Origin of the sequence: Bacillus sp. SG-1 (assembly GCF_000181495.1) — a bacterium.
Taxonomy (GTDB): domain Bacteria; phylum Bacillota; class Bacilli; order Bacillales; family Bacillaceae_B; genus Rossellomorea.
Genome location: NZ_ABCF01000012.1, coordinates 38,559 through 61,977, shown reverse-complemented (window position 1 = coordinate 61,977; position 23,419 = coordinate 38,559). Strand labels below are relative to the sequence as shown.

Genomic DNA, 23,419 nt, shown 5'->3' with positions numbered 1-23,419 from the left:
ATATAGTAGGCCGGCCCCCCGCGATACTGTCCATTCTGCTTCACTTTATAAATCTGGGCAAGTGTCGATTCAATAAACGCGGAACTCGCTCCGATGAAGGCAATGGTCCACATCCAGAAAACCGCTCCCGGACCTCCAAATGCGATAGCCGTTGCCGTACCGGCGATATTCCCCGTACCTACACGCCCTGATAATGATAATGCCAAAGCCTGAAAAGATGATACCCCTGCATCTGAGCTCTTGCCTTTGAACATCAATTTGAACATGTCTTTGATGTGCCTCACCTGAAGAAAACGAGTCATAATTGAAAATACAAGTCCTAATGTCAAAATCAGATAAATGACAGGCGAACTCCATAAAACCCCATTAAGCCAGCCAACAACTGTCTCCAAACATACTCCCCCTTTGAATTCAGAATTTTGTTTCTATTCGAATTATATTTCATTTCCTGTAGTTTAGACAATCTTTTTTTGAAAATTTATTTAAAAGGCGTACCAGAAAGATATGTACTCAAATAAGCAACAAAAAGCCCTGCCGAAGTGTCAGCAGGGCTTTTTGGGAGCCTAATTAAATGTCTCCTCGATAGTCATTTCTTCCAGAGCCATTTTTATTTACATTTTCAGTATTCTTATAGTCTCTTCTCTCTTTTTCAGAACCCATACCGGCAGTGTCCGTTAAGCCTTCCTGGCCGGTCACATACGTTCCTTCGGTATCATGATGGTTCAGTCCATCTTCACCCTGAACTCTTGAAGAACCTTCTTTATCCAAATGAATTTCTTCTTTTTTCACCGTATCGCTGATATGTTCTGTTTCTTCTGTGGTACGCTTGCCTACTACGACTTCATCTGTCACAACCGGCTTCTTCCTGACTTCCACTTTTTCTTCAACAACCGGTATCCTTATTTCCTCATCCTCACCAAGCTCAGCAGAAGAATTTCTCATTTCTCCATCCTGGACATGTCTCTTTTCAACATATACTTCTTCACGCTTTACCGGCACATCGACACTTCTCTCTTCTTCCACTACTTCTTTTCCAATGGAAACCTCTCCGGTCTTTACTTCTTCTTTGTCTACGTTCAAACGTTCTTCTCGCAGTTCCATTGATTGTTCTTCCGTGTGACCAGAGCGGCCTGCTGTGCCTGCTGTATAGTCATCGACGTCTGTTTCATGTTTGCTGCTATATCCAGAATTATAATCTTCCAGCTCGACAGTAGAATCTGATTCCACTGCAATCAGGATTTTGCCGTCATCCAATTCGGATTCATAGTTTCTCGCCTCATCATCTGACAGCCCATATTTTGAAAGGCGGTCATCAGAATGATCCTCATCATCAACTGTGAATGCTTCTTTGATTTTATCCCACATAGATTCTTCATGTGGTTCTGTGTCATTATTGTGTTCCACTTGAAGTCCGGTCTTATTTTCTAAAGAACCTAACCGATCCCTATTGGACACGACCAGGATTTCTTCAGGGGAGTATCCTTTTCTAGACAATTGTTCCACTACTGCCGCTGCTTCATTCGTTGAATCATATGCTCCAATAATGTGTTTTTCCATTGAAAATTACCTCCCTTGATTTTTATGCTACACTTGAAAAATTACCCGCGAGATCGGTTAAGAAACGTTTTTCTTCACTAAAAATGTTTCCAGCTTTCCTATTAATTACATGTTTTAATATAAAAGGTTCTGATGCAACTTTTATAACGAAAAAATCCCGCTGCTCTTCAGCAGCGGGATTAATTGTCCCTTCAATACTTCAATTAAAATCTATCTTTCTTTTTATCTTTCTGGTTGGAAGGCTCAGCTTCGACCGGATTGCCAGCCATTCCTTCCTGTCCAGCGGAATACCTCTCAGATTCCGGTGTTCCGAGCTTCCCTCCAAGCGTGTTGCCGACATTACCACCGATTGTATCCTCAGTGGTATCCACATTACCGGATCTTAGGTCCTCAGGTTCAGCTCCGTGGTTTCCAACGCTTTTTCCCGCAGTCGGAGAGCTTTTATAATCCTCCGATGACGTCTGATTCCTGACAGCGTTCACTTCCCGCATTTCATCATCTTCCTCACTTTCAGAAACCGGCTTAATATTAGCACCAGTGTCCACCACCTCACCACCGTGGCTGAGAACGTATTTATCCTTCGCTGTCACAGCAACAAGAATCTTGCCGTCTTCTAATTTCGATTGATACGTTCCAACCTGATTAAGCGGAATTTCATATTGAGATAAATCGTTATTTGAACCTTCATGTTCCTTGACCATGAACGAATCTTTTATTTTTTCCCAAAGGCTGCGTGACTCTCCATGATTCACGTCGGTGTGCTCTACATGAAGGCCGGAAGTGTTGTCCAATGTATCTATGTCATCCCTGTTTGAAATGACAAGAATATCCTCTTCTGTATAACCGTCTTTTGTCAGACTGTTAATTACATCCATCACTTCAATAGTAGAGTCATACGCTCCTACAACACTCTTTTCCATCAGTTTTACCTCCTTGCAAGCTTATTGCTTGGGATTTGGTTACATAAGAAATTTACCCTTTGGCGTTTGAGGTAAACCATACGCAGGAGCCAAGTTTTTCCATGATTTAGAGAGTTTCGAGGTTATATTTACTTCAAAAAGGGTAGAGAGTACGACCAATATTTTTTAGATGGGGAGATATTATGAAAATTGCTACCGAAAACCGTTTGTTGACGAAAGAAGATATGACGAATCCGGAAAAAGTCCCTCAGTGGGTGATCGAAGAATATAAAACGTTCAGGGACACAGTCACAGATAAAACGTTTCCGTGTTACTTCGGTATGTCAGGGGAGAAAAAAGGTGAACTGAGGTATTCCTATATTACCCATGATGACTGGTCTAGCCTTCCTCAAACGCTGGAACAATTCATTGGTTTATTTGACAGCCCGAAACTCATCAGGCACGGCTTGTTCTTATTTGTAGAGCCTGAAAAAGAAGAAAAAGACATTCCTTATTACCGGGAGTACTTTTGGAACATCCTTCAGTTTCTTCATGAGAAAGATACAAAGCCGTGGCCGAAAGATTATCCAGAGGACCCGGACCACCATCTCTGGGCATTCTCGTTCGCGGAGGAACCTTACTTTGTATTCGGCAACGCACCCGCATACAAACAAAGAAAGACTCGCGACTTGGGGAATTCCCTCGTTCTTGGTTTCCAGCCAAGAAGGATATTTGAAGGCCTAGAAGGCACTTCGAAAGGCGGTGTCATGTCACGCGAGAAAGTCAGGGAGAGAGTCGAGAAATGGGACAACCTTCCAAAGCATCCCAACATCAGCCACTATGGTGACCCTGAACACCGGGAATGGAAACAATATTTCATCGGGGATGATGTTGAACCCATCACCGGAAAATGCCCGTTTCATCATAAATGATAACGGGACCGAAATCCTTACCGCGCTAGGTTTGATGCTCTATTTCGGTAAATGCGATACGTGCATATGAAAGTTGGCCTTGAAGTCCACTAGCGGAGTGGGAACTACTCTTGATACTAATCTAATTTTAAAATCCATGCTTCTCTATAGCAAGGCGGCCTTGTGCCGCTTTTTTTGTGCGTCATTATGTTGAGTTTCGCATGGTACGTTTTTAGATTATTGCATCTACACAGACAACTAAACATACCCTTAAATTTGTAATTCCTCTGTAGGGATTTTTCTACTAATCTTACCATTATAAACTCGAATTCCTTCTGTATTGGTACGTTTCTCTTCTAATCGTACCGTTATAAACTCGAATTTCGTCTGTAGTGGTACGCTTCTCTCCTAATCGTACCATTATAAACTCGAATTCCTTCTGTATTGGTACGTTTCTCTTCTAATCGTACCATTATAAACTCGAATTTCGTCTGTAATGGTACGTTTCTCTTCTAATCGTACCGTTATAATCGCAGATTCCCTCTGTAATAGTACGTTTCTCTTCTAATCGTACCGTTATAAACTCGAATTCCCTCTGCAGGGGTACGTTTCTCGCCTAATCGTACCATTATAAACTCAGATTCCCAGTGTAGGGGTACGCTTCTCTTCTAATCGTACCGTTATAAACTCGAATTCCTTCTGTATTGGTACGTTTCTCTTCTAATCGTACCATTATAAACTCGAATTTCGTCTGTAGTGGTACGCTTCTCTCCTAATCGTACCATTATAATCGTAGATTCCCTCTGTAATAGTACGTTTCTCTTCTAATCGTACCATTATAAACTCGAATTCCTTCTGCAGGGGTACGTTTCTCGCCTAATCGTACCATTATAAACTCAGATTCCCAGTGTAGGGGTACGTTTCTCTTCTAATCGTACCATTATAAGCTCGGCTTCTCTCTGTAGGGGTACGTATTTCTACTAATCGTACCATTATAAACTCGTATCCCCTCTGTAATGGTACGTTCTTTTACTCCAAAACCAGTACAAAAACCACCCCCTCCGCTTTTCCGTATATTTTTGCCATTTAAAGCCAAATTAAGTGCAAGGAGGATGAATAATGAGACTGTCACGTGTACTGATACTACTGTTACTGGGATTATCCTGGGCAGTACTGCCGCTTGCCGGCTGGAGATCCATTAAACGTTTCTTGCCGGCATCTTTGTTCATGTGTATTATGGTAATGATTGAGGATGCAATTGCCGAAAAATATAAATGGTGGACCATTCACCCTGCTTTTTCATCCAAGATAAGAGGGATTATCCCTTTTGCAGCAGGCCCGTTTTTAACGGGAAGTGTATTCATCTTAAAATACACTTATGGGAAATTCCCTTTATACTTACTGTTGAATTTAGCCGTGGATACTTTCTTTGTTTACCCTTTTTATAAGTGGTTTAAGAAGCTCGGCGTCTGGACCCTGATACGGATGAATCAATTACAGTTACTGGCGACATTCTTTATCAAGTCCATGCTGATGTACGGTTTTCATCATTTATTTATCGCAAAAAAGAACGTTGAGTAAGGTCCTTCCGGCACCTGCTCCAACGTTCTTTTTGTTTGCGGCATACTAAAAATCGGTTCTTCCCTTTATTCCTGCAAGAACCGTCCTGATCATCCTGTGCAAGCTCTCATCTACACTCAAGTCCAAGTTAAATCCACTCTTTTGCTCCAAAGAGGCAATGCCATGAAACAGGCCCCGCAATCCCCTGACGGCATGGAGGGCGTCTACTTTTGAAAGTTCCAGGTAGTCCAGTGACTCCAAAGCTAATTCTACAATCAGGCTTCCTGCTTCCTGAACTTCTTGATGCCTTGGATCGGGGGCCAGTAATGCTGCTTCATATAATCCTGGATGTTTACGGGCAAAAGATAGGTAAGAAGATCCCAGAGCCTGAACCGCTTCATCACCCTCTTTTCCCTCTGCTGCTGATTTCATTGCATGATAAAGGCCGTTCAGTCCGTGTACAGCCATTATGGTCCTCAGTTCATTCAATCCCTTGATGTGATTATATAAAGAAGGCGGACGTATTTTCAGCTTTTTCGCCAAATTGGCAATGGTCACTGATTCCAGTCCATTACGATCAGCCATCTCTCCTGCTGTTTCCAGTATTATATCTCGTGTAAGTCCCATTCTTGGTGACATGAGATCACTTCCTTCCTGCAATGCTCACTTCAATGCCTGCCTGGCAGATTGAATCGCCTGCCCGATTTCAGCAGATGGGTTTTCAAGCATTCTACCATGTCCGACAGCCAGCAGGGTAGGATTATGATTTTGGATTTTTTCAGCACTTTCCGCGGCTGTTTCCTTGCACCATGTAGCCAGGGCAGGAAATGGGAACGCGATCACCATCTGACCCGACACCGCTGTACGGCCCCTGGTTTGAAAGGCATCCCCTGCAATCAATGAATGATCTCTGGTATCAAGAAAAGACATTGATCCCGGGGTATGTCCAGGTGTTTCAATCGCAGTCAGTGAACCTACTTGGTCGCCTTCACTCATGAAGAAGTCTGCCTTTGTTTTTAGATTCTTGGGTACACCGCCCCTGATCGGCTTCTGCGATTCGCCTTGTTCCAGACTCCGGTCCCCCCTCATCATTCGTTCTTCACGCTTTGGAACCCACACCTCTATTTCAGGGTTCGAAGCCTTTATTTTATCAAGGGCACCTACATGATCGTCATGTATATGCGTCAACAGAATCCTTTTAAGGGGCTTCCCAATTTTTCCGGCTGATTTCAAGATAGAATCGGAACAATACGGCAAGGCTGCATCGATCAATGTTAAACTGTCTTCTTCTTCGATCAGATAACAGTTCACCGGAAAGAAATTCGGCATAAAAGCAATCTGGTATAAGTGGTTTCTTTTTATCATTTTCATCTACCAACTCTCCTTCTCCCCCAAAACTAATGACGTTAGTTTTAGTATAAATAATATCATTAGTTTTAGCTACCCTGTTTTCCCAAAAACAGAGCCCAATCTTTTTTCAGGAGAGCATACTGAAGGTGACTCTCCCATGCCCCTTTAATAAGGATGTTATCACGCCTGAATCCCTCCTTCTGGAAACCTGCCTTTTCCAGCACTCTAATGGAAGAGTTGTTTCTCGGCATCACCTCTGCTGATACCCTGTTCAGCTGCAAAGTATTAAAGGCAAAAGACAGAACCAGCCTGAGGCTCTCTGAAGCAATTCCTTTTCCAATATAGTTCTTATCTACTGAATAACCCACCATTGCAGATTGAAAGGGACCTCCTTTAACATCGTAAAGGTTGACGAGACCGATGAGATTGTCCGTTCCTCTTTCATAGACACCGAACGTATAAAACTGGCCCCTTTGAAATCCCTCACGGAAATACCTTATGTTCTGCAGCTGGCCTTCAAATGTATAATAGCCGGACTCCCATTGGGGTTCCGTTTGTCCCCAAAACGTTCTATTCCGCTTGATGAGCCTGACCAGGGATTCCGCATCACTTTCTTCAAAGCCTCGTAAATAAATCCTTTCTCCAGCAAGTATCATATGAGACCACTCACCTTTGCAGTTTTTTTGAGGTGCAATTCGACAAATACCGGGGCGTGCCTGTAGTCTCCCCCCTTATAATGGACATATAAGTTATCATGAAGATACGACAAATATGCATTTATGGGGGAAATAATAATGCCTAAAAAACCAAGTTCACATACAAGTGTCGAAGTTAAACTAGAAGCTGTAAAAAATGTCTTGGAGAATCATCAACCTGTAGCTGTAGTGGCAGAGGAGATGGGATTGCACAGAGACACAGTAAATAGATGGGTGAACAAGTTCAAAGAAAATGGGAAAGAGGGTTTGATGAACTCCCGTTCTATTACTAACTCAGCGTCTTCCAAGGATTTAAAAAGAATTCGCGAATTGGAGAAGAAACTTAAGGAAAAGGAACAAGAGAATGAAATCCTAAAAAAGTTCCAGGCCTTTCTCAAAGAGAACGAATAAGCAAGAAATTTGAAGCTATTTCTGCATTGAGAAAGGAATACCCAGTTATACTTTTATGCCGCGTACTTAAGGTGTCACCTAGTGGTTATTATGCCTACCTTAAGCGACCAAAGCGTTCTGCATCCTCAGAAGAAAAAGAGACATTAAAAGCAATTAAGAAAGTATATCGAGCCGAGAAAGGGACTTATGGATCTAAACGAATTTCAAAAGTTTTGAAGGCCAAGGGGCAAATTGTTAACCATAAAAGAGTAGCTAGGCTAATGAAGGAAGCCAATTTAAAGGCAGTGGTGAGACTGCCAAAGACAAATGAAGAATCGAAGGGGAAGTCAACTGGTACGGTATATCCGAACCTTCTTGAAAGAGACTTTGAGGCTCAACATCCAAACCAAAAGTGGGTAACTGATATGACTGAAGTCATCCACAGAGGTGAAAAGCTATATATTTCAGCCCTTATGGATTTGTTTAACCGAGAAATTATCGCCTTTAAAATAGGGTTAAGTCCAAACAAACAATTGATTGAAGATACTATCAAAGCTGCCAAAAAGAAAAGAAAGCTAAAGAACCTTGAAGGCGTTCTTATTCACAGTGATCAAGGAAGTGTATACCGTTCTCTTATGTACCGAAGCTTGAAGAAAGAGTTTAAATTCACCCCTAGTATGTCCCGGAAGGGTAACTGTTGGGATAATGCCGTTATAGAAAGCTTTTTCTCTCAGCTGAAGACTGAATTCCCTTGTTTCTATCCTGTAAATAAAGATTCAAATATACTTCAAATAAATTTATTAAAGTATATTAAGCGATACAACGAGAAACGAATCCACAGTAAAATTGGATTCGTTTCTCCAAAACAGTTCCTTAAAGACTATCTAAAAACGGCTTGATGTGTCGTATTTTTAAATGTCCACTTATTGGGGGTTGATTCACTGTTACTCGGCTGGGGGATGTGGTATATTATTTCGAGTGACTAAGTAATAAGATGTAAAAGGAGGTTCCTCCTATGGATATGACCGCTGAATCACAAAGCAGAAGCTACTTCAAAACGGTTATTGTCTTGAGCCTGGCCATTTGGCTTGTTGTCATGAATACGACGATGTTCAATGTTGCGCTGCCTAATATCCTTAATGATTTTTCCATATCGGCTTCAGAAGGCGCCTGGGTTGTTTCCGGTTATTCTATCGTACTCGCAATCTGTACCATCACCTATACAAGACTCTCTGATTATTTGCCCATCCGCCGTCTGATCGCCATCGGTATTTCGCTGTTTGGATTGTCATCCATCATCGGCTTTTTTGCAGAAAGCTACAGTCTGTTGTTATTGGCAAGGCTTATGCAGGCGACCGGTGCAGCCGCTATACCGGGATTATCCATGGTCTTTGCCAGCCGGTACATCCCCTTATCCACACGAGGAAGGGCCATGGCCATGATTGCCTCCGCTTCTTCCCTTGGATTTGGCTTGGGACCGGTTGTTGGAGGAATGATCACCGAGTATCTGGCATGGAATTACCTCTTTATTGTGACGCTGATGGTGATAGCCTTAATTCCCGTTTTACTGCGAATCCTGCCTAAAGAAGAGGTAGCAAAAGGGAAATTCGATTTTATCGGGGCAGTATTAACGGGCCTTTCAGTCACCGCTTTCCTGTTGTTTTTATCGACCTTCAATTGGCCGTTTTTGCTCGCAGGAATCCTGCTGCTGGGATTGTTGTGGTTACGGATCAATCGATCTGCACTGCCATTCATCCAGCCCGATCTGATCAAGGATAAAAGGTATCGATTGCTGCTGTGTATCAGTTTCCTTGGCTTCCTGACACACTTTGCCATTCTGCTTCTCATGCCATTGATGCTTGGGAGCATATTTTCAAAAGCCCCTTCTTCGATCGGATTCATTATCTTCCCTGGAGCTATGTTCTCTGCAGTGGCCGCGATATACGTTGGAAGGTTGATCGACCGCTACGGAAATATAACGGTTCTGTTTGGTGCCCATGTCCTGCTGTTGATCTCAACTCTTATATTCTATTTCCTTTCTCCTCTGAGCGAGTATTGGATTATGGCAGGCTACATGTTTACCAGTTTTGGATTTTCAAGTCTTTCATCCAGTTCGACCAATGAAACCTCAAGGATCCTCTCTAAAGAATATGTTGGTTCGGGCATTGGCATGAAGCAACTGACCCATTTTGTCGGTAGTGCTTCCGGATCTGTTGTGGGAGCCATCCTGCTGGAGTGGCATGGACAAGGTTTTTCAACAGGAGATTTTCAACGGTCCTACCTTGCGCTGATTGTCGCTATGGGGATATCGCTGGTATTATTGTTTATCTATAACAGACGGGTTCACTAAAAACAGAACTCGACTCCGCCGGTCGACGGCAAATAAAAAGGATGCCCAACATCGTGTTGGACATCCTTTTTTCAACTGATTTCCCGCAGCTGACTGTTGTATAGTTCGGAGTAAAACCCTTTCTGTTCCAGCAGCTCTTCATGTGAGCCTCTTTCGGTAATCCTTCCGTCTTGAAGGACGAGAATCTGGTCAGCCGACTGAATCGTGTTTAGGCGGTGAGCGATGACGATGCTCGTTCTCCCTTTCATCAAGCGCTGCAAGGCCTCCTGGATTTTCACTTCTGTAACGGTATCGATACTGCTTGTCGCTTCATCCAAGATAAGGAGAGAAGGATCTGAAAGAATTGCCCTTGCTATGGAAAGCAGCTGCTTCTGCCCCTGGCTGATCCCTCCGCCATCCTGGGTAAGGACGGTGTCATACTGATCAGGCAATTTCATGATAAACGAATGGGCATTGGCTTCCCTTGCTGCCTTCTCCACTTCGGAATCGCTTGCATTCAGTCTTCCATAGCGGATATTTTCCCGGATGGTCCCTTGAAATAGAAAGGAATCCTGAAGTACAAATCCCATGTGTTTTCGCAAGCTTTCTCTTTTTATCTCCCTAAGGTCTTTACCATCGATTGTAATCTTTCCTTCATCATGATCATAAAACCTCGATAAGATATTGGTAATGGTCGTTTTCCCTGCCCCTGTCGGCCCGACCAAAGCTATAGTCTGTCCGGGTTTTGCTTTGAACGAAATATCTTCAACCGTCTTCGTTTCTTTATCATAGGAGAAAGTGACATGAGAAAATTCAATTTCACCCTTGATTTCATTCACAGAGGCAGCCCTGCGTTCGTTCTTCTCTTCATGTTCCTCATCAAGGATTTCAAATACCCTTTCCGCCCCAGCAACTGCTGATAAAAGAGTATTGAATTGGTTGGCCAGGTCGTTCAGCGGCCTTGTGAATTGACGGGCATACTCGGTAAAAATGACGATGACCCCGATTGTAATGATACCCTGAACCGCAAGGATACCGCCAACCCCTGCGATGACAGCGAAGCTCAAATTATTCAGCATATTCATCAACTTGGGGATAAACCCTGAATAGGTTGCTGCCCAATATGCAGAGGCTTTTAACCTGTCGCTTTTCACAAGGAAATCGTCCATGACTTTCTCTTCCTGTGAAAAGGTTTTGACGATTCGCTGCCCAGATACTGTTTCTTCTATATATCCATTCAAATCACCAAGGTTTTTCTGGGTTTCCTTAAAAAGTTTCCCCGTCCGGTTCGTAATCCATTTAAGGCCCAAGAACATCGCCGGGATGATCAGCATAGTAATCAGAGTAAGGAGCGGGCTTAGCCACAGCATGACCCCTACAGTGCCCAGTAGTGTGAGGACACTGGAGAAAATTTGGATCATCGAACTGTTCAGCGTCGAACTGACATTTTCCATGTCATTTGTGACCCTGCTCATCAATTCCCCGTGCTGCCGGCGATCAAAAAATGGGATGGGCAGTTTGTGCAGCTGTTGAAAGAGCTCCGTTCTCATCCGGTAAACTGAATTTTGAGCAATCCCGATCATCCAATATGCCTGCAGCCACATTGCGGCAGAATAAACAACGTAGACGACAGCCAGCCACAGGATGAGTTGGAACAGTCCGCCTGCATCTCGTGTGACAATAAAATCATCGATCGCCATCCCGACCAGGAACGGCCCAAGGAGTCCAAGGAAAGAACTAATGAAGACCATTAAGATGACTAGACTTAACAGGCCTTTTTCCTTGGAAAGGTAACTCCAGATCCTTTTGACTGTCCCCTTCCAATTCTTTATTTTCGGTTTGCTCTTCGGTGCATTACTGTAATGCCTTGGCATGCTCGAGGTTCTCCTCTCCAAATTGTGATTGAAAGATTTTTCCGTAAAGCGGGGAGTCCGTTATCAATTGTTCATGACAACCTTCCGCAATCACCTTTCCGTCTTCAATCAGAAAAATTTTATCCGACTGGATGGCCGTGCTGATTTTCTGCGTTACAATCAGGATCGTACACGAATAGTCTCCAATCGCTCCAATCAGTTTGGATTCTGTTTTTAAATCCAATGCACTTGTACTGTCATCAAGAATGAGGATTTTCGGCTTCCTTACGAGCGCTCGTGCAATGGAAAGACGCTGCTTCTGCCCGCCTGAAAGATTGACACCTTTTTGTCCTAGCACTGTATCATATCCGTTTGGCAGGCCTTCAATTAAATCGTGAATCTGAGCTGATCTGGCAGCTTCGACGATCTCGTCCATCGACGCATCTTCTTTCCCCCATGCAATATTTTCTTTGATACTTCCTGAAAACAGCAGGGCTTCCTGGGGAACAAATCCTATGCTTTTCCTTAGGTTTTCCAGTTTGTATTTTTTAATTTCCACACCATCGATAAGGATGTTTCCACCCGTCGCCTCATATAACCTTGGAATCAATTGAAACAGGGATGTTTTCCCGGATCCAGTCGCTCCCAGTATTGACACGACTTCCTTCGGCTCCACTTTAAGGTTTATTTCATCCAGCACCTCTGTCTTTGTGCCGGGGTAGTGGAACGAGACATCTATAAACTCAATCTTTCCTTCTGTTACGGTTAAGGAAGTATCACTATCTTCCGAGTCGACTAGGTCGATGTCGGTTTCAAGCACTTCTGAAATCCTGCCGGCAGATGCCCTTGCCCTTGAAAAACTCATAATGATGAAGGCAAAAACAGAAAACGCTCCTGTAATTCGGGTCGCGTAGTTGACGATCGCCACGACATCACCGACCGCCGCATTACCGTTTGCCGCCTCCATATTTCCTATCCAAAGAATGAACAAGATACTTCCGTTCATGACAATGAACAGAACCGGCATAATGGTTTCCATCAATCTTAATGCACTCACCGTCTTTTTCATTAACGTTTTATTCGCTTCAATAAAGCGGCCATTTTCATGACTTCCCCTTAAGAGGGCTTTGATGATCCTCATCCCTTTTAGGTTTTCCTGTATAACATCATTCACGGAGTCGAGTTTTTGCTGAACATATTTGAACATCGTCCAGCCGGTGTTCAATACCCACAGTAAGAAAACGACGATGAACGGAATTACGACCAGTAGGATAATGCCGAGCTTTACGTCAACGATTAATGCCATGATGGTTCCCCCGATAACTAGCAGCGGGGCCCTCATCATAATCCTTAGTGAAGTAAAAATCGTATTTTGAACCTGGGTCACATCATTGGTCAGCCTCGTAATCAACGATGAGGATGGGTACTTACTGAAGTTGGAAAAAGAAAAGTTCTGGATTTTCTCATAGAGGCTTTTTCTGATATCATAACCTGCCCCCTGGCTGACATGAGCTGCGAAAAAGGAATTCGTCACCCCGGAAGCAAAAGCTGCCAAAGCAAGCACAGACATAATGCCGCCCCAATACCAGACAGCCGCCATATCGCCTTGCAATATCCCCTCATCAATCACTTTCGCCATAAACAAGGGAAGCAGCAATTCCACCGCCAGTTCAATCAACATCAGTGTCCAGGCTATCCCCATTGACAGCCTGTAATTCTTCAAAAAAGACAGCATTTTTTTCATCTAGGTTCCCCCATAACTCCTGGATGTTTATATATATTTCGGAATCCGTATTTTATCCTATCATTATAAAGGCTTTTCCTTATATTTGAAACTAGTTTGACCCTTAGTTAGTTGTTGCGCTTTAACGCTTTAAACCACCACAAGGGACAGTCCCTCTTAGTGCGGTGACGCGTTAAAGCACGAAGAGGGACTGTCCCTTTTCGGGCGGTGAAGTACTAAAGGACCGGTCGCTGCATATAAAAAAGGCAGCACCACAGCCGCCTTTTTTCACCCCACACTTAATAGCAGGATCACATATGCAATTCCTCCAAGTGCGAACGCCCAAAAACTGCTTTGCCGTTCCTGTGGAAGCTCTTCTTTCAGCACGTTCAAAATGATACTTCCTGATAAGAATGCAAATAACAGTGCGAGCACCGCTTCAGGAATTTCCGTCAAGAATCCGATGGCCCACCCGATGACTATGGCAAAAGCAAGCATCCAGCGTCCTTCTCTGTCATACCTGTCCTTATGGTGTTCACGCAGTCCAAAGTCCACCACCACAAAGTGAAGCGCCATCGCGGTTCCATATAACAGTAAGCTCACCAGGCCCGACTCTTCCCTATGAACAAGCAGGTATCCGATCAGGCCATTGTAAACAAAAAAAGAACTGATGTGCAGCCAGAACGCCGACCTCTTTGGTCTACTCACCTCTTCCTCATTCTCCTTCTTGGAGTCCTGGACCACCTTTTCCAATCCATAGAAAATGACCAGACCAACCATCGCCAGCAAATAAGCGTGATGCTCCAAAAATCCAATCACCTCAACCGACTCTGCTATCGCCTCCTGATGCTCATTCAGCTCAGGGAGAATATGAATAAATACATAAGCCACAGACACCCCGCCTGCAATTGATAAAAATTTACTCCTCGGAATCGATTCCAAAAAAACCATGCGCCTGGCCGTTAAATGCACGGCCGCCAGAACAAGTGCAAGCATTAACGGTACCCACTCCATATGTCTGCCTCCTTTTTTGGTGTCTGTTTTCCCTTTAGGATGGCTGGGTAATCATGGATGATTTGTTTTATTCAGGCAGAGAGTAGTAAGTGCCCTTGGTATTTCCAGTGCAATGAAGGTTCATTCCTTTCAGCAGCTTAGAAGCTATAGTTCTTGAGTTAATTTTAAGAAATTCTCTGGTTTGTTGATTAGAAATCGTAGGATTCATCAAATAAAGAAAATCTTTGATGGCTTTATGGTGGGCATTGGTAGAAGTCAATTTACATGAAGGACAGGACCAGGATCCTCGCAGTCGTATCATCGGGGAAAAGGAGCATTCAGGACATATCACACCCTGAATGATGTCCGATTGGGAGATGCCATAAGTTTGCAGTATATCATCTCTTTTAGGAATGTGGTGCTTCTTTAGTACTCTGCACATCTTCTTGATTTTCTTCTCTTCCAGAAGAATTCGGTTATAGCTGCTTTTATATGAGTTTATTTTTTCTATTAATTGATTTGCATGACAGACTTTTTCTAATACTTCCTTATCATTATCTTGTGCTCGTATTATGGTAGAAGAGTTACTGAACACAACCAGATGTTCAATAGGTAAGCCAGTATAATTATATTTTGCTAACCATTCCTGCAATTGATACTTTTGTCTTTTCACCTGTGTTAAAGGATTATTAAACCCTTCTTCAATATTGTCTTTTATACGAATCATCTGTTTAAAAGGACCGCCAAGGATAACAGTGCCGGAAATGTTTTTGATTTCAACAACCAGAAGAAATAGGGGAGATACAAGCAGAAGGTCAATTTGGAAGAAGTATTCACCATGTTGTAAGCGCAGGCCGTGTAAAATGTAAAATTCATTAGCAGCAAGGAAGCTTAAGTAATAATCTAACGCTTGTTCGCCGCGGTAACCTTTCAATCTCTTCATATTATCAGCTTCAATTAGCTCCCGCTTTGGATGGTGTTCATGAAGCCTGTTCAAAAGTGCTTCATTCTGAAGGATTCTCAGTGGGATTGAAAGATTTTTAACAATCAAAATATCACTCCTTATCAATTTTCTAATTAATTCTTTCTGTAACAGGTATTATCCTGCAAAATATCTGATTTTTTAACGCCTGCTTGAATGAATTGCGTCTAATATTGGTTTATTGCGTCGGATTCAGGATTATTGCGTCTAACTTGGAATAATTGCGTCTAATCCAGCGGAATTGCGTCTAATTTCAAATAATTGCGTCGCAGGCACTTTCCCAGGAAAATCAACCCACACGAACATTTCCACATTTATCCCGTTTACCCCTCTCATTTTTAGACTAATTACATACTATAGACTTTCGATAGGGCAAGATAGAAGTATCAACCGATGAAGGTGTGGCCTGAAGATATGGAAAAACCTCAGTTTAATTTACTCAGTGATGCGGAACGAGACCGCATTAACAGGCAAATTAGCGGAATGACTTTCACGAAAAATTTCCGCTCGCCCAGCGCGGAGGAATGGTATGTGTTCCTGCCGGATTTTGAGGACCCCCGGACAGGCGGCGCTGCCGGGAAGGTGATTGTTCACTACAATTTGCTGGGAAACAAAAATGTGTTTATCAATACGACGGTGATTTTTGATGATCCAAAACTGCACAGACCCCAACAGCACAATCTTGTATACGCGGTATGCGATGAGCTTGTGAACCGGCTCGTGGGTTATGCGGAAACACTGCTTTCCGTTCATGCGGGTGAGAACAGTTACGATGCGAAATACAACTAAGTGTCGGAGGTTTTATAATGAATGAGTCTGTTATTCAATCGATTAAAGAGCATTCAACAGAATACAAGACCGAACGTGACCTGGACAGCATCATCAATGAGATTGGGGATTCACGGATTGTCCTTCTTGGTGAAGCCTCTCACGGGACATCAGAGTATTATAAAATCCGGACAGAGCTTTCCAAGAGGCTGATTGAAGAAAAAGGCTTCAATATTATCGCAGTGGAAGGCGACTGGCCTGCGTCTCAAAGCGTCAACAAATATATTAAGAGATATGACGAAACCGAAAACCCGCGTGATACCCTGCAGTCATACAAACGCTGGCCGACCTGGATGTGGGCAAATGAAGAGGTAGTCGACCTTATTTCCTGGCTGAAAGAATATAATACAAATACCTCTCTCAAACAAAAAGTCGGCTTCTATGGAATCGACGTGTACAGTCTGTGGGAATCAATGGAGGAGGTTATCCAATATCTCGAGAAAACAGATTCCCCTGACTTGGAAAAAGCAAGAAAAGCGTTCTCCTGCTTCGAACCTTTCAACAGAGAAGCGCAGGAGTATGCGGTATCTGCCGGGCTTCTTGGTGATGATTGTACTGATGAGGTCGTTCAGTTACTCTCTACCATCAGGAAAAATAAAGAACACTATACGAGCAACCATGAGCAGGAGCTCAATCTCGAAGTGAATGCGATGGTAGCGGCAAATGCAGAACATTATTACCGGGCGATGGTGACAAACGATGAACAGTCCTGGAACGTCAGGGATGAGCATATGGTGGAAGCGTTGAATGCTGCCATGAAGTCGTATGGCGATGATGCAAAAGTCATTGTCTGGGAGCATAATACACATGTCGGAGATGCACGCGCAACGGACATGATGGAAGCAGGTATGACCAATGTCGGGCAGATTGTCCGCGAGCAGAATCCGAAAGAAGATGTCTATATTGTCGGTTTTGGAACGCATCGGGGAACGGTTATTGCCTCTAAAGAATGGGGTGCCGACCTTGAAAGGATGGCTGTACCGCCTGCACTCCGGGGCAGCTGGGAAGACGCAATGCACGAGGCTGGCAACTATAATCAGATCCTAATTTTCAATGATGAAAACCGGAAACAATTCCATACCCCCCTCGGACACAGGGCAATCGGGGTCGTCTACCGCCCTCAATATGAACAATACGGCAACTATGTACCTTCGATTATGTCAGAGCGGTATGATGCGTTCATCTATATCGACGAAACAAGCGCCCTTCAGCCTTTAGAGCTGAGCCAAGCAAAAGTGTAAAGGTTTGGAGTCCCGAGAAACCAACCTTAAAACAGCAATAAAGAAGGCTGATCAAAAAACAATGATCAGCCTTCTTTCTCTTCAAGCGGCAAGGTGATGACAAACTTTGTTCCTTTTCCTTTTTCACTTGAAACATCTATGGTTCCTTTGTGCATCAGTACTAATTGTTTTACGATGGATAATCCGAGACCAAATTCCCCATATGGATTATTTGTTCGTGAGAGATCTGCTTTGTAAAATCTGCGCCAGATCGATTGAATTTCTTCTGGATCCATTCCCATTCCGGTATCCTCGATTTCAATGATCGTTTCTTCCCCAGAAGCACTGCCCCTCAGCCAAATCGATCCTCCACTTGTAAATTGGATACTATTCTTTGTTATATTGATCAGGATTTGGATAAGGCGGTCATAGTCTGCATATACCTTGACTGCCGGATCTGCCTCGATATGGATTGCATTTTGTTTTTCTTCCGCCTGAAAGTCGAGCTGCTCTTTGATGACTTCAAGCACATCCAGGAGCGGCACGGTTACTTTCGTGATGACGATCTGATTGGAGCGGATTTTTTCATAGTCCAGGTTCTCATTGACGAGCCGGATGAGCCTGCGGGTTTCCTGACTGACCAGCCCGTAGCTTTTTTCCTTTTGCTCTTCTGGAATCATGTCATTGCGTATGCCCTCAATCACGCCGCGAATCGTCGTCAATGGGGTTCGCAGCTCATGGGAGACATCCGCCATGAACTGCCTTCTCCGCTTTTCCAGGCTGTCAATTTCTTCTTTGGATGCACGCAGTTTGGTGACCATATTGTTGAAGTCATCGGCAAGGTCGCCGATTTCATCGAAGTTGGAACTTGGAACATGAACGTCGTAGTCACCGGATGATACCTGGGAAGTCGCATCCCGTATACGCTGGATTCTTTTTACATGAAGTTTTGATAAAAATAAACTGATCAGAAGTGAAATCGCCAATGATATGAAGACAATATACAATAGATATTTATTGATTTCACTGAGCATTTCCCTTGTTCCGCTGATTGGGGAGATCAGAATCAATCCCCCGGCGAGCTGGTCATTGATGATCCTTGGCATGATGACGAGCGAAACCGCCTTGTTGAAACGGCCAAAATCTTTTTTCAGCGGCACCGTCTCTCCCCGCTCAATCTTTTGCCATTCATCCTCAGACAGTTCAATACGGGGGTAGATGCCTCCCCTGGAAAAAGATACAACCCCATTTTGATTAAATGTGATCAAATCAATATCCCTGGCTTGAAGCAGGTTGCTGTATTCCTCTAAGTAAAGCGGTCTTCTTGGACTTGGCCTTTCAAGGTCGGATAAAATTTTCTCCCCGTAGGAGCTTAATTCCTCCACCTTGTTTTCGTACACAAGATTTTCGACATAGTGGGAAAAAAGTGTTCCAAGAATCAGGAATGCGATGATCAGCACGCTCGTATGACTGAGAAGCAGCTGATATAGATACCTAATTTTCATCACCGGCCGCCGTCTCGTCGAATTTATAGCCTACTCCCCACACTGTATGCAGGTAGGGTTTTTCATTGCTGCCAATTTTGTTCCGGAGCCTCTTAATATGGACATCGACTGTCCGCTCATCTCCGTAAAAGTCATACCCCCATACGCGTTCCAGGAGCTGTTCCCTTGAAAATACCTGACGCGGATGCTGAGAAAGATAATAAAGTAAATCAAATTCTTTTGGAGTCAAGTTGGTAAGGGGCACCCCCTTCAGGAGGACTTCCCGTGTCTCTTTGCTTATCTGGAAATCAGTGGTGGAAATATCCGTGCTCTCGGCAGTGTTGTTTTTCTCCCCTTGATACCGGCGGGTAACAGCTCGTATCCTTGCCATCAATGCCAATGGTGAAAATGGCTTTGTGACATAATCATCCGCACCGAGTTCGAGCCCGAGAACCTGGTCGGATTCACTATCTTTGGCTGTGAGCATGATGATCGGGATCTGGGTACGTTCTTCCCTGATTTTCCGACAGATCGTTACACCGTCCATACCGGGAAGCATCCAATCCAATATCACTAGGTCCCATTCGCCTTCCTTATAGCGTTGGTATCCTTCAGCACCATCATGAACAAATTCCCCCTGAATACCTTCTTTTATAAAAAACATCTCGAGCATGGACGTGACACTTTCATTGTCTTCTACTACCAGCACTTTCATAGATATCGTTCCTTTCCCGGTCAACACTCACGTTTTTCTAGTTAAATTATAGTATTTTTTCCGGATTTCTTCTAATAGTTTTCCCTCGGGAGCGGCGATAAAACAATATGAAAAACCCCCGCAAAATTCGCGGGGATCCTATCTTATAACGCTGTTTTCGTATATATGGTTGCTCTCGGAAAAATCCAAAGAAACGGATTTTCCCCTTGGAGACAAGGGCTTTTTTCTCTGAACAAGGTGAATTAGCTCTTTTCTTCTTTGATTATCAGGCTATTTCTGGTTAATTAAGTAGATATTTTTTAAACTTTGTATTAAATAACAACAAAGTTTACGAAAAGAGCCTTTTATAAAGTATCTTCAGATTCTGTCACTGATTCTTCTGAATCCTGTTCAATATTTGAACCGCCTTTTCCATGTCCGTGATGACCTTTTTTCCCTCCATGGAAGAAACCTTTTTCTTTATTGAATGGGAAGATATCCAATTTTTTTGCCTCATCGGCGTAGTCAGTCCTGATTTCTTCCATAAGCTCTTTGGTTGATTTCCCGTCGATGTCAATCCCTAATTCTTTGGCTGCTTTCAAGATCGAAGCACCAAAAACTTCACGTTTTAATTCTTTAGGTTCTTTACCTTCTGTTTCAATCCCAAGCTCTTTAGCCTGTTTTTCCAAGGCTGCTTCCCTTACCTCAACTGCCAGTTCTTTTAATTCCTTGCCTTCTGTGTTAATTCCCAGCTCTTTGGCCTTTTGTTTCAGCAAAGTTTCTTTGACTTCTTGTGCCAGTTCCTTCTGTTCTTTTCCTTCTGTGGATATGCCAAGTTCTTTCGCTTTCGCCTCCAGCTGGACCTGGTGAATCTCTTTCATGATGGCACGGTTTTCTTTGCCTTCTGTTTCAATTCCCAATTCTTTTGCTTTAGCCTTCAGTTCAATCTCCATGATCTCTTTCGCTAGTTCGCGAGTATCTTTATCAGTTGTATCGATTCCATGTTCTTCTGCTTTTTCTTTCAATTGATCTTCGTTAATATGGAATTTCCCATGTCCGTGTCCGCCGCCGCGATGGTCTCCAAATGCTGCAGCTTTTCCTGTGACGGCAGCCGCTGTTTCAGTTGATTGTGCGGCGTCATCCTCCGCAGCAAATGCGGGAATCGCTCCCAAAATCCCGATTGCCAGTGCTCCTGTTAGTACGTAAGTAAATGGTTTTTTCTTCATCATTTTATTTCCTCCTTTTTTATGCTAAAACATTGAATCCATTTATGTAACTGACCTTGCAGGCAGTGATTCAATGCTCTGCACTGTCAGTATCTCCTGAAGTTGTTGCCAAACTATGAACAATCCATTGCCGGTTCATTAACTTTTCATTTTGTTAAAATGGGCCAGCCACATGTCCAAGCAAAGGTCCTCTCGTTGTCCGTCAACTTTTACAGAAGTTGTTCAATCTCATATTCTTCTCTCTGTTCCTCAAGCCAAACCGGATATTCTGTCTGAAGGGCCTGTTCATATAAAATCTCTTGAATTTCCTCTTTATGATCCTCAAGTACTGCTTCTTCAGCTTCTTTTTTATCTGTGACTTTAATAATATGGAAACCAAATTCAGTTTCAATCGGATTGCTGATTTCCTCTATTTCCATAGAAAATGCTTTTTCTTCAAACTCCGCAACCATTTCGCCTTTGGCAAAGTACCCTAGTTCACCGCCGGACCCAGCATTAGAAGTATCGACAGAGTATTCTTCTGCCAATTGTGCAAAGTCTTCACCGTTATCCAGCATTTCCTTCACTTCTTTTGCCGTTTCTTCATTTTCAACGAGGATATGGCTGGCCTCTACCTGCTCTTGCTGTGCAAATGAGTCTTTATTAGTTTCGAAGTATTCTTGTACTTGGTCATCCGTTATAGAGACTCTATCCTGAAGTAATTTTTTTGTTAACAAATAAGAGTGAATATTATCCTTAACACTTTGAAGGCTTGTACCACTTGAGGTCAAAGCCTGATTGAAGGCTTCTTCATCTCCATAGGACTCATGTAATTTATGCAGTTCTTCTTCTATTTCACCGTCTGTTACCTTTATTTTTTGTTCGTCACTTTCCAGCTCAACAATTTTGTCGGCAATCAAGGTATCAAGTGCCGCTTCCCCATATTGGTCTACCAGCATTGTGTAGAGTTCATCTTTGCTTATGGAATCCTTTCCTACTTTCGCTACTACTTCATCTTTTGAAAAAACAAAGCCGGTAATAATCAAGCAGACGACTACCACACTTCCTATTAAAGTTAGTAATTTGATAGAATTGTTCTTTTTATTCACTTCATCGCTCTCCTTTATTGTTTGGTGTGCCTGGTCAGAATGCCAGGCACCGGTATTTAGCAAGTGTTAGTTGATCATCGCATTGCTTGTCAGTGTTAAAGTGACGTTCATCTGTTCTGCACCGCGGTAGATCGTCAAGCCGATTTCGTCTCCCACTTTCAAGTCGGAGTAAAGAAGCCTTCTTAAATCTGCAGGTGTTTCAACTGCCTGGCCATTTAGTTCAGTAATCACGTCTCCTGCTTTAATACCAGCTTTTGCAGCAGCTGATGTTTCATCGAGGTTGGCAACAATGACCCCTGCCGTCACCTCATTCGGGAGGTCCGGCAGATAGTTGCGTGGAACATCCGCCAGGCTCGTCATTCCGATACCGATGTATGGGCGTTCGACCTTTCCAGTTTCGATAATTTCGTTTACGATTGGCAGAAAGTCTTTACTTGGAATCGCAAATCCAAGTCCTTCTACACCCGATGTAGAGATCTTCAAGCTGTTGATCCCGACCAGTTCACCGTTTGAATTAATCAAAGCGCCTCCGCTGTTTCCCGGGTTGATCGCTGCATCAGTTTGAATAACATTAAGCTCCGATTCACCTGCAGATGTCGGGACAGAGATCGTTCGGTCAACCGCACTCACAATTCCTTGTGTAACTGTTCTTGATAAATCAAGTCCAAGTGGATTTCCGATCGCAATGACCTGCTCCCCTGCACGCAGCGCACCGGAATCGCCTATTTCTAACAGGTTGTCCCCGTATTCTCCATCAATCTTTAATACTGCCAAATCAGTCAGTGGGTCTGCGCCGATCAGTTCAGCCTTCGTTTTCTGTCCATTGTAAAGGGATACTTCAATATTCGAGGCATTTTCAATTACATGGTTATTTGTGATGATATAAGCGCTGTCTCCCTCTTTCTTAAAAAGGACCCCTGAACCGGTTCCAGCTTGAGCTTCCTGGGAAGTCCCGGTGTACCTGTTGCTTTGCTGCTGATAATTCACAATTCCGACGATCGCTTTGGAGGCATCTTCAACGATATTGGCAACATCGCTGACGGCTGAAACATTTGCAGCTTTAATACCTGATGAAGCGGCTGAAGTTTCTGCCTGTTGAGTGACTCCAGCTGTTTCCTGAATCGAGTTCTGTGCAAGATTTTGATAATAATCAGTCTGTGGCAGAACGGTCAATGTCAGGACGGAACCGATGACCCCCGCCCCGACCGTTGAAAGAAAACCTCTTCCTCTTGATGGCTTTTTCGGCTTTTCTGCTCGTTGCACTCTAGCTTTTTCTTCTATCTCATTTTCTTCTATATTTACAATCTCTTCATTTTGATTGTTGTTATTTTCAAACATTCTATTTCCTCCTCTAAAAGGTATGTGTTCATTTATATAAAATCTGCATTTGTTTTTTGTGTTATCTTGTTGCTTGATTACATCTTAAGTGGCAAATATTACGAAATTATTAACAATCTATGTACAGGGTGAGAAGTTTTTATAAAAGGAAGATCTTTTGGGGGCTCTTTTCTTAAACTATGTTGCTATTTAATATGAATTTCGAAAAATATAGACATCATTCACACGAAATATCCTGGTAAGGAGCTAATCTCCCTGTTCAGAGAGAAGAAACCTTGTAACCAGGGGGGAAAAATCCG

22 protein-coding genes are annotated in these 23,419 nt (G+C 43.3%); 7 read left to right on the top strand and 15 right to left on the bottom strand.

Annotated features, from left to right (window positions below; all coding sequences use genetic code 11):
• The 3 genes from BSG1_RS08780 to BSG1_RS19815 all read right to left on the bottom strand — a co-directional run.
• Nucleotides 1-392: alanine:cation symporter family protein (locus BSG1_RS08780; RefSeq protein ID WP_006836646.1), on the bottom strand; the 392-nt coding region annotated here is incomplete at its 3' end.
• Between the two features lie 175 nt (nucleotides 393-567).
• Nucleotides 568-1,557 (bottom strand): YsnF/AvaK domain-containing protein, encoded by a 990-nt coding sequence (locus BSG1_RS08775; protein WP_006836645.1) that lies wholly within the window; start codon nucleotides 1,555-1,557, stop codon nucleotides 568-570.
• A 203-nt stretch (nucleotides 1,558-1,760) separates the two neighbouring features.
• Complete coding sequence (locus BSG1_RS19815) at nucleotides 1,761-2,477, bottom strand: general stress protein (protein ID WP_006836644.1); 717 nt, start codon at nucleotides 2,475-2,477, stop codon at nucleotides 1,761-1,763.
• Between the two features lie 182 nt (nucleotides 2,478-2,659).
• Between BSG1_RS19815 and BSG1_RS08765 the strand changes: the two genes are divergently transcribed.
• On the top strand, nucleotides 2,660-3,388 hold the full coding sequence (locus BSG1_RS08765; RefSeq protein WP_006836643.1) for a YqcI/YcgG family protein: 729 nt from the start codon (nucleotides 2,660-2,662) through the stop codon (nucleotides 3,386-3,388).
• 1,098 nt (nucleotides 3,389-4,486) lie between these two features.
• The gene (locus BSG1_RS08760; protein WP_006836642.1) at nucleotides 4,487-4,948 is read left to right on the top strand and encodes a hypothetical protein; all 462 of its coding nucleotides are present in this window, start codon (nucleotides 4,487-4,489) and stop codon (nucleotides 4,946-4,948) included.
• A gap of 45 nt (nucleotides 4,949-4,993) precedes the next feature.
• Here BSG1_RS08760 and BSG1_RS08755 read toward each other — a convergent pair whose 3' ends face one another.
• The 3 genes from BSG1_RS08755 to BSG1_RS08745 all read right to left on the bottom strand — a co-directional run bounded on the left by BSG1_RS08755 (nucleotide 4,994) and on the right by BSG1_RS08745 (nucleotide 6,933).
• On the bottom strand, nucleotides 4,994-5,566 hold the full coding sequence (locus BSG1_RS08755; RefSeq protein ID WP_044022636.1) for a TetR/AcrR family transcriptional regulator: 573 nt from the start codon (nucleotides 5,564-5,566) through the stop codon (nucleotides 4,994-4,996).
• Nucleotides 5,567-5,590: 24 nt separating this feature from the next.
• Nucleotides 5,591-6,298: an MBL fold metallo-hydrolase gene (locus tag BSG1_RS08750; RefSeq protein ID WP_006836640.1), complete on the bottom strand. Its 708-nt coding sequence runs from the start codon at nucleotides 6,296-6,298 to the stop codon at nucleotides 5,591-5,593.
• Nucleotides 6,299-6,363: 65 nt separating this feature from the next.
• Nucleotides 6,364-6,933 (bottom strand): GNAT family N-acetyltransferase, encoded by a 570-nt coding sequence (locus tag BSG1_RS08745; protein ID WP_006836639.1) that lies wholly within the window; start codon nucleotides 6,931-6,933, stop codon nucleotides 6,364-6,366.
• Nucleotides 6,934-7,071: 138 nt separating this feature from the next.
• On the opposite strand from BSG1_RS08745, the gene BSG1_RS08740 reads away from it, so the two are divergent.
• The 3 genes from BSG1_RS08740 to BSG1_RS08730 all read left to right on the top strand — a co-directional run bounded on the left by BSG1_RS08740 (nucleotide 7,072) and on the right by BSG1_RS08730 (nucleotide 9,712).
• Complete coding sequence (locus tag BSG1_RS08740; RefSeq protein WP_198008218.1) at nucleotides 7,072-7,383, top strand: helix-turn-helix domain-containing protein; 312 nt, start codon at nucleotides 7,072-7,074, stop codon at nucleotides 7,381-7,383.
• 26 nt (nucleotides 7,384-7,409) lie between these two features.
• Nucleotides 7,410-8,261 (top strand): IS3 family transposase, encoded by an 852-nt coding sequence (locus BSG1_RS08735; protein ID WP_006836612.1) that lies wholly within the window; start codon nucleotides 7,410-7,412, stop codon nucleotides 8,259-8,261.
• 116 nt (nucleotides 8,262-8,377) lie between these two features.
• Nucleotides 8,378-9,712: an MFS transporter gene (locus BSG1_RS08730; RefSeq protein ID WP_006836638.1), complete on the top strand. Its 1,335-nt coding sequence runs from the start codon at nucleotides 8,378-8,380 to the stop codon at nucleotides 9,710-9,712.
• Between the two features lie 71 nt (nucleotides 9,713-9,783).
• Here BSG1_RS08730 and BSG1_RS08725 read toward each other — a convergent pair whose 3' ends face one another.
• The 4 genes from BSG1_RS08725 to BSG1_RS08710 form a co-directional block, all read right to left on the bottom strand.
• Nucleotides 9,784-11,565 (bottom strand): ABC transporter ATP-binding protein, encoded by a 1,782-nt coding sequence (locus tag BSG1_RS08725; protein WP_006836637.1) that lies wholly within the window; start codon nucleotides 11,563-11,565, stop codon nucleotides 9,784-9,786.
• Nucleotides 11,546-13,288, bottom strand: a complete 1,743-nt coding sequence (locus BSG1_RS08720; protein WP_006836636.1) for an ABC transporter ATP-binding protein — start codon at nucleotides 13,286-13,288, stop codon at nucleotides 11,546-11,548. Before BSG1_RS08720 ends, BSG1_RS08725 begins: the two co-directional genes overlap by 20 nt.
• 267 nt (nucleotides 13,289-13,555) lie before the next feature.
• Nucleotides 13,556-14,281 carry a hypothetical protein gene (locus tag BSG1_RS08715; protein ID WP_044022635.1) on the bottom strand — a complete coding sequence of 242 codons (726 nt, stop codon included), beginning with the start codon at nucleotides 14,279-14,281 and terminating at the stop codon, nucleotides 13,556-13,558.
• A 67-nt stretch (nucleotides 14,282-14,348) separates the two neighbouring features.
• The gene (locus BSG1_RS08710) at nucleotides 14,349-15,311 is read right to left on the bottom strand and encodes a nuclease-related domain-containing protein (protein ID WP_044022634.1); all 963 of its coding nucleotides are present in this window, start codon (nucleotides 15,309-15,311) and stop codon (nucleotides 14,349-14,351) included.
• Between the two features lie 324 nt (nucleotides 15,312-15,635).
• Between BSG1_RS08710 and BSG1_RS08705 the strand changes: the two genes are divergently transcribed.
• Together BSG1_RS08705 and BSG1_RS08700 are read left to right on the top strand one after the other, a co-directional pair.
• Nucleotides 15,636-16,031 carry a hypothetical protein gene (locus BSG1_RS08705; protein ID WP_006836633.1) on the top strand — a complete coding sequence of 132 codons (396 nt, stop codon included), beginning with the start codon at nucleotides 15,636-15,638 and terminating at the stop codon, nucleotides 16,029-16,031.
• 17 nt (nucleotides 16,032-16,048) lie between these two features.
• Nucleotides 16,049-17,311 carry an erythromycin esterase family protein gene (locus BSG1_RS08700; protein ID WP_006836632.1) on the top strand — a complete coding sequence of 421 codons (1,263 nt, stop codon included), beginning with the start codon at nucleotides 16,049-16,051 and terminating at the stop codon, nucleotides 17,309-17,311.
• A 65-nt stretch (nucleotides 17,312-17,376) separates the two neighbouring features.
• Here BSG1_RS08700 and BSG1_RS08695 read toward each other — a convergent pair whose 3' ends face one another.
• The 5 genes from BSG1_RS08695 to BSG1_RS08675 form a co-directional block, all read right to left on the bottom strand.
• Nucleotides 17,377-18,795 (bottom strand): sensor histidine kinase, encoded by a 1,419-nt coding sequence (locus BSG1_RS08695; protein WP_006836631.1) that lies wholly within the window; start codon nucleotides 18,793-18,795, stop codon nucleotides 17,377-17,379.
• The gene (locus BSG1_RS08690; RefSeq protein WP_044022633.1) at nucleotides 18,785-19,489 is read right to left on the bottom strand and encodes a response regulator transcription factor; all 705 of its coding nucleotides are present in this window, start codon (nucleotides 19,487-19,489) and stop codon (nucleotides 18,785-18,787) included. The genes BSG1_RS08695 and BSG1_RS08690 overlap by 11 nt, the downstream gene beginning before the upstream one ends.
• A gap of 344 nt (nucleotides 19,490-19,833) precedes the next feature.
• Complete coding sequence (locus tag BSG1_RS08685) at nucleotides 19,834-20,697, bottom strand: hypothetical protein (RefSeq protein ID WP_006836629.1); 864 nt, start codon at nucleotides 20,695-20,697, stop codon at nucleotides 19,834-19,836.
• Nucleotides 20,698-20,903: 206 nt separating this feature from the next.
• On the bottom strand, nucleotides 20,904-21,782 hold the full coding sequence (locus BSG1_RS08680) for a foldase protein PrsA (RefSeq protein WP_044022632.1): 879 nt from the start codon (nucleotides 21,780-21,782) through the stop codon (nucleotides 20,904-20,906).
• A gap of 66 nt (nucleotides 21,783-21,848) precedes the next feature.
• A complete protein-coding gene (locus tag BSG1_RS08675; RefSeq protein WP_006836627.1) occupies nucleotides 21,849-23,120 on the bottom strand; it encodes a S1C family serine protease in 1,272 nt (423 codons plus the stop codon).
• Between the last annotated feature and the right edge of the window lie 299 nt (nucleotides 23,121-23,419).

Excerpts from the sequence above, each read along its gene's own strand:
- BSG1_RS08775 (WP_006836645.1), bottom strand. The coding sequence starts at position 1,557 with ATGGAAAAACACATTATTGGAGCATATGATTCAACGAATGAAGCAGCG.
- BSG1_RS19815 (WP_006836644.1), bottom strand. The coding sequence starts at position 2,477 with ATGGAAAAGAGTGTTGTAGGAGCGTATGACTCTACTATTGAAGTGATG.
- BSG1_RS08765 (WP_006836643.1), top strand. The coding sequence starts at position 2,660 with ATGAAAATTGCTACCGAAAACCGTTTGTTGACGAAAGAAGATATGACG.
- BSG1_RS08760 (WP_006836642.1), top strand. The coding sequence starts at position 4,487 with ATGAGACTGTCACGTGTACTGATACTACTGTTACTGGGATTATCCTGG.
- BSG1_RS08755 (WP_044022636.1), bottom strand. The coding sequence starts at position 5,566 with ATGTCACCAAGAATGGGACTTACACGAGATATAATACTGGAAACAGCA.
- BSG1_RS08750 (WP_006836640.1), bottom strand. The coding sequence starts at position 6,298 with ATGAAAATGATAAAAAGAAACCACTTATACCAGATTGCTTTTATGCCG.
- BSG1_RS08745 (WP_006836639.1), bottom strand. The coding sequence starts at position 6,933 with ATGATACTTGCTGGAGAAAGGATTTATTTACGAGGCTTTGAAGAAAGT.
- BSG1_RS08740 (WP_198008218.1), top strand. The coding sequence starts at position 7,072 with ATGCCTAAAAAACCAAGTTCACATACAAGTGTCGAAGTTAAACTAGAA.
- BSG1_RS08730 (WP_006836638.1), top strand. The coding sequence starts at position 8,378 with ATGGATATGACCGCTGAATCACAAAGCAGAAGCTACTTCAAAACGGTT.
- BSG1_RS08725 (WP_006836637.1), bottom strand. The coding sequence starts at position 11,565 with ATGCCAAGGCATTACAGTAATGCACCGAAGAGCAAACCGAAAATAAAG.
- BSG1_RS08720 (WP_006836636.1), bottom strand. The coding sequence starts at position 13,288 with ATGAAAAAAATGCTGTCTTTTTTGAAGAATTACAGGCTGTCAATGGGG.
- BSG1_RS08715 (WP_044022635.1), bottom strand. The coding sequence starts at position 14,281 with ATGGAGTGGGTACCGTTAATGCTTGCACTTGTTCTGGCGGCCGTGCAT.
- BSG1_RS08705 (WP_006836633.1), top strand. The coding sequence starts at position 15,636 with ATGAAGGTGTGGCCTGAAGATATGGAAAAACCTCAGTTTAATTTACTC.
- BSG1_RS08700 (WP_006836632.1), top strand. The coding sequence starts at position 16,049 with ATGAATGAGTCTGTTATTCAATCGATTAAAGAGCATTCAACAGAATAC.
- BSG1_RS08695 (WP_006836631.1), bottom strand. The coding sequence starts at position 18,795 with ATGAAAATTAGGTATCTATATCAGCTGCTTCTCAGTCATACGAGCGTG.
- BSG1_RS08690 (WP_044022633.1), bottom strand. The coding sequence starts at position 19,489 with ATGAAAGTGCTGGTAGTAGAAGACAATGAAAGTGTCACGTCCATGCTC.
- BSG1_RS08685 (WP_006836629.1), bottom strand. The coding sequence starts at position 20,697 with ATGATGAAGAAAAAACCATTTACTTACGTACTAACAGGAGCACTGGCA.
- BSG1_RS08675 (WP_006836627.1), bottom strand. The coding sequence starts at position 23,120 with ATGTTTGAAAATAACAACAATCAAAATGAAGAGATTGTAAATATAGAA.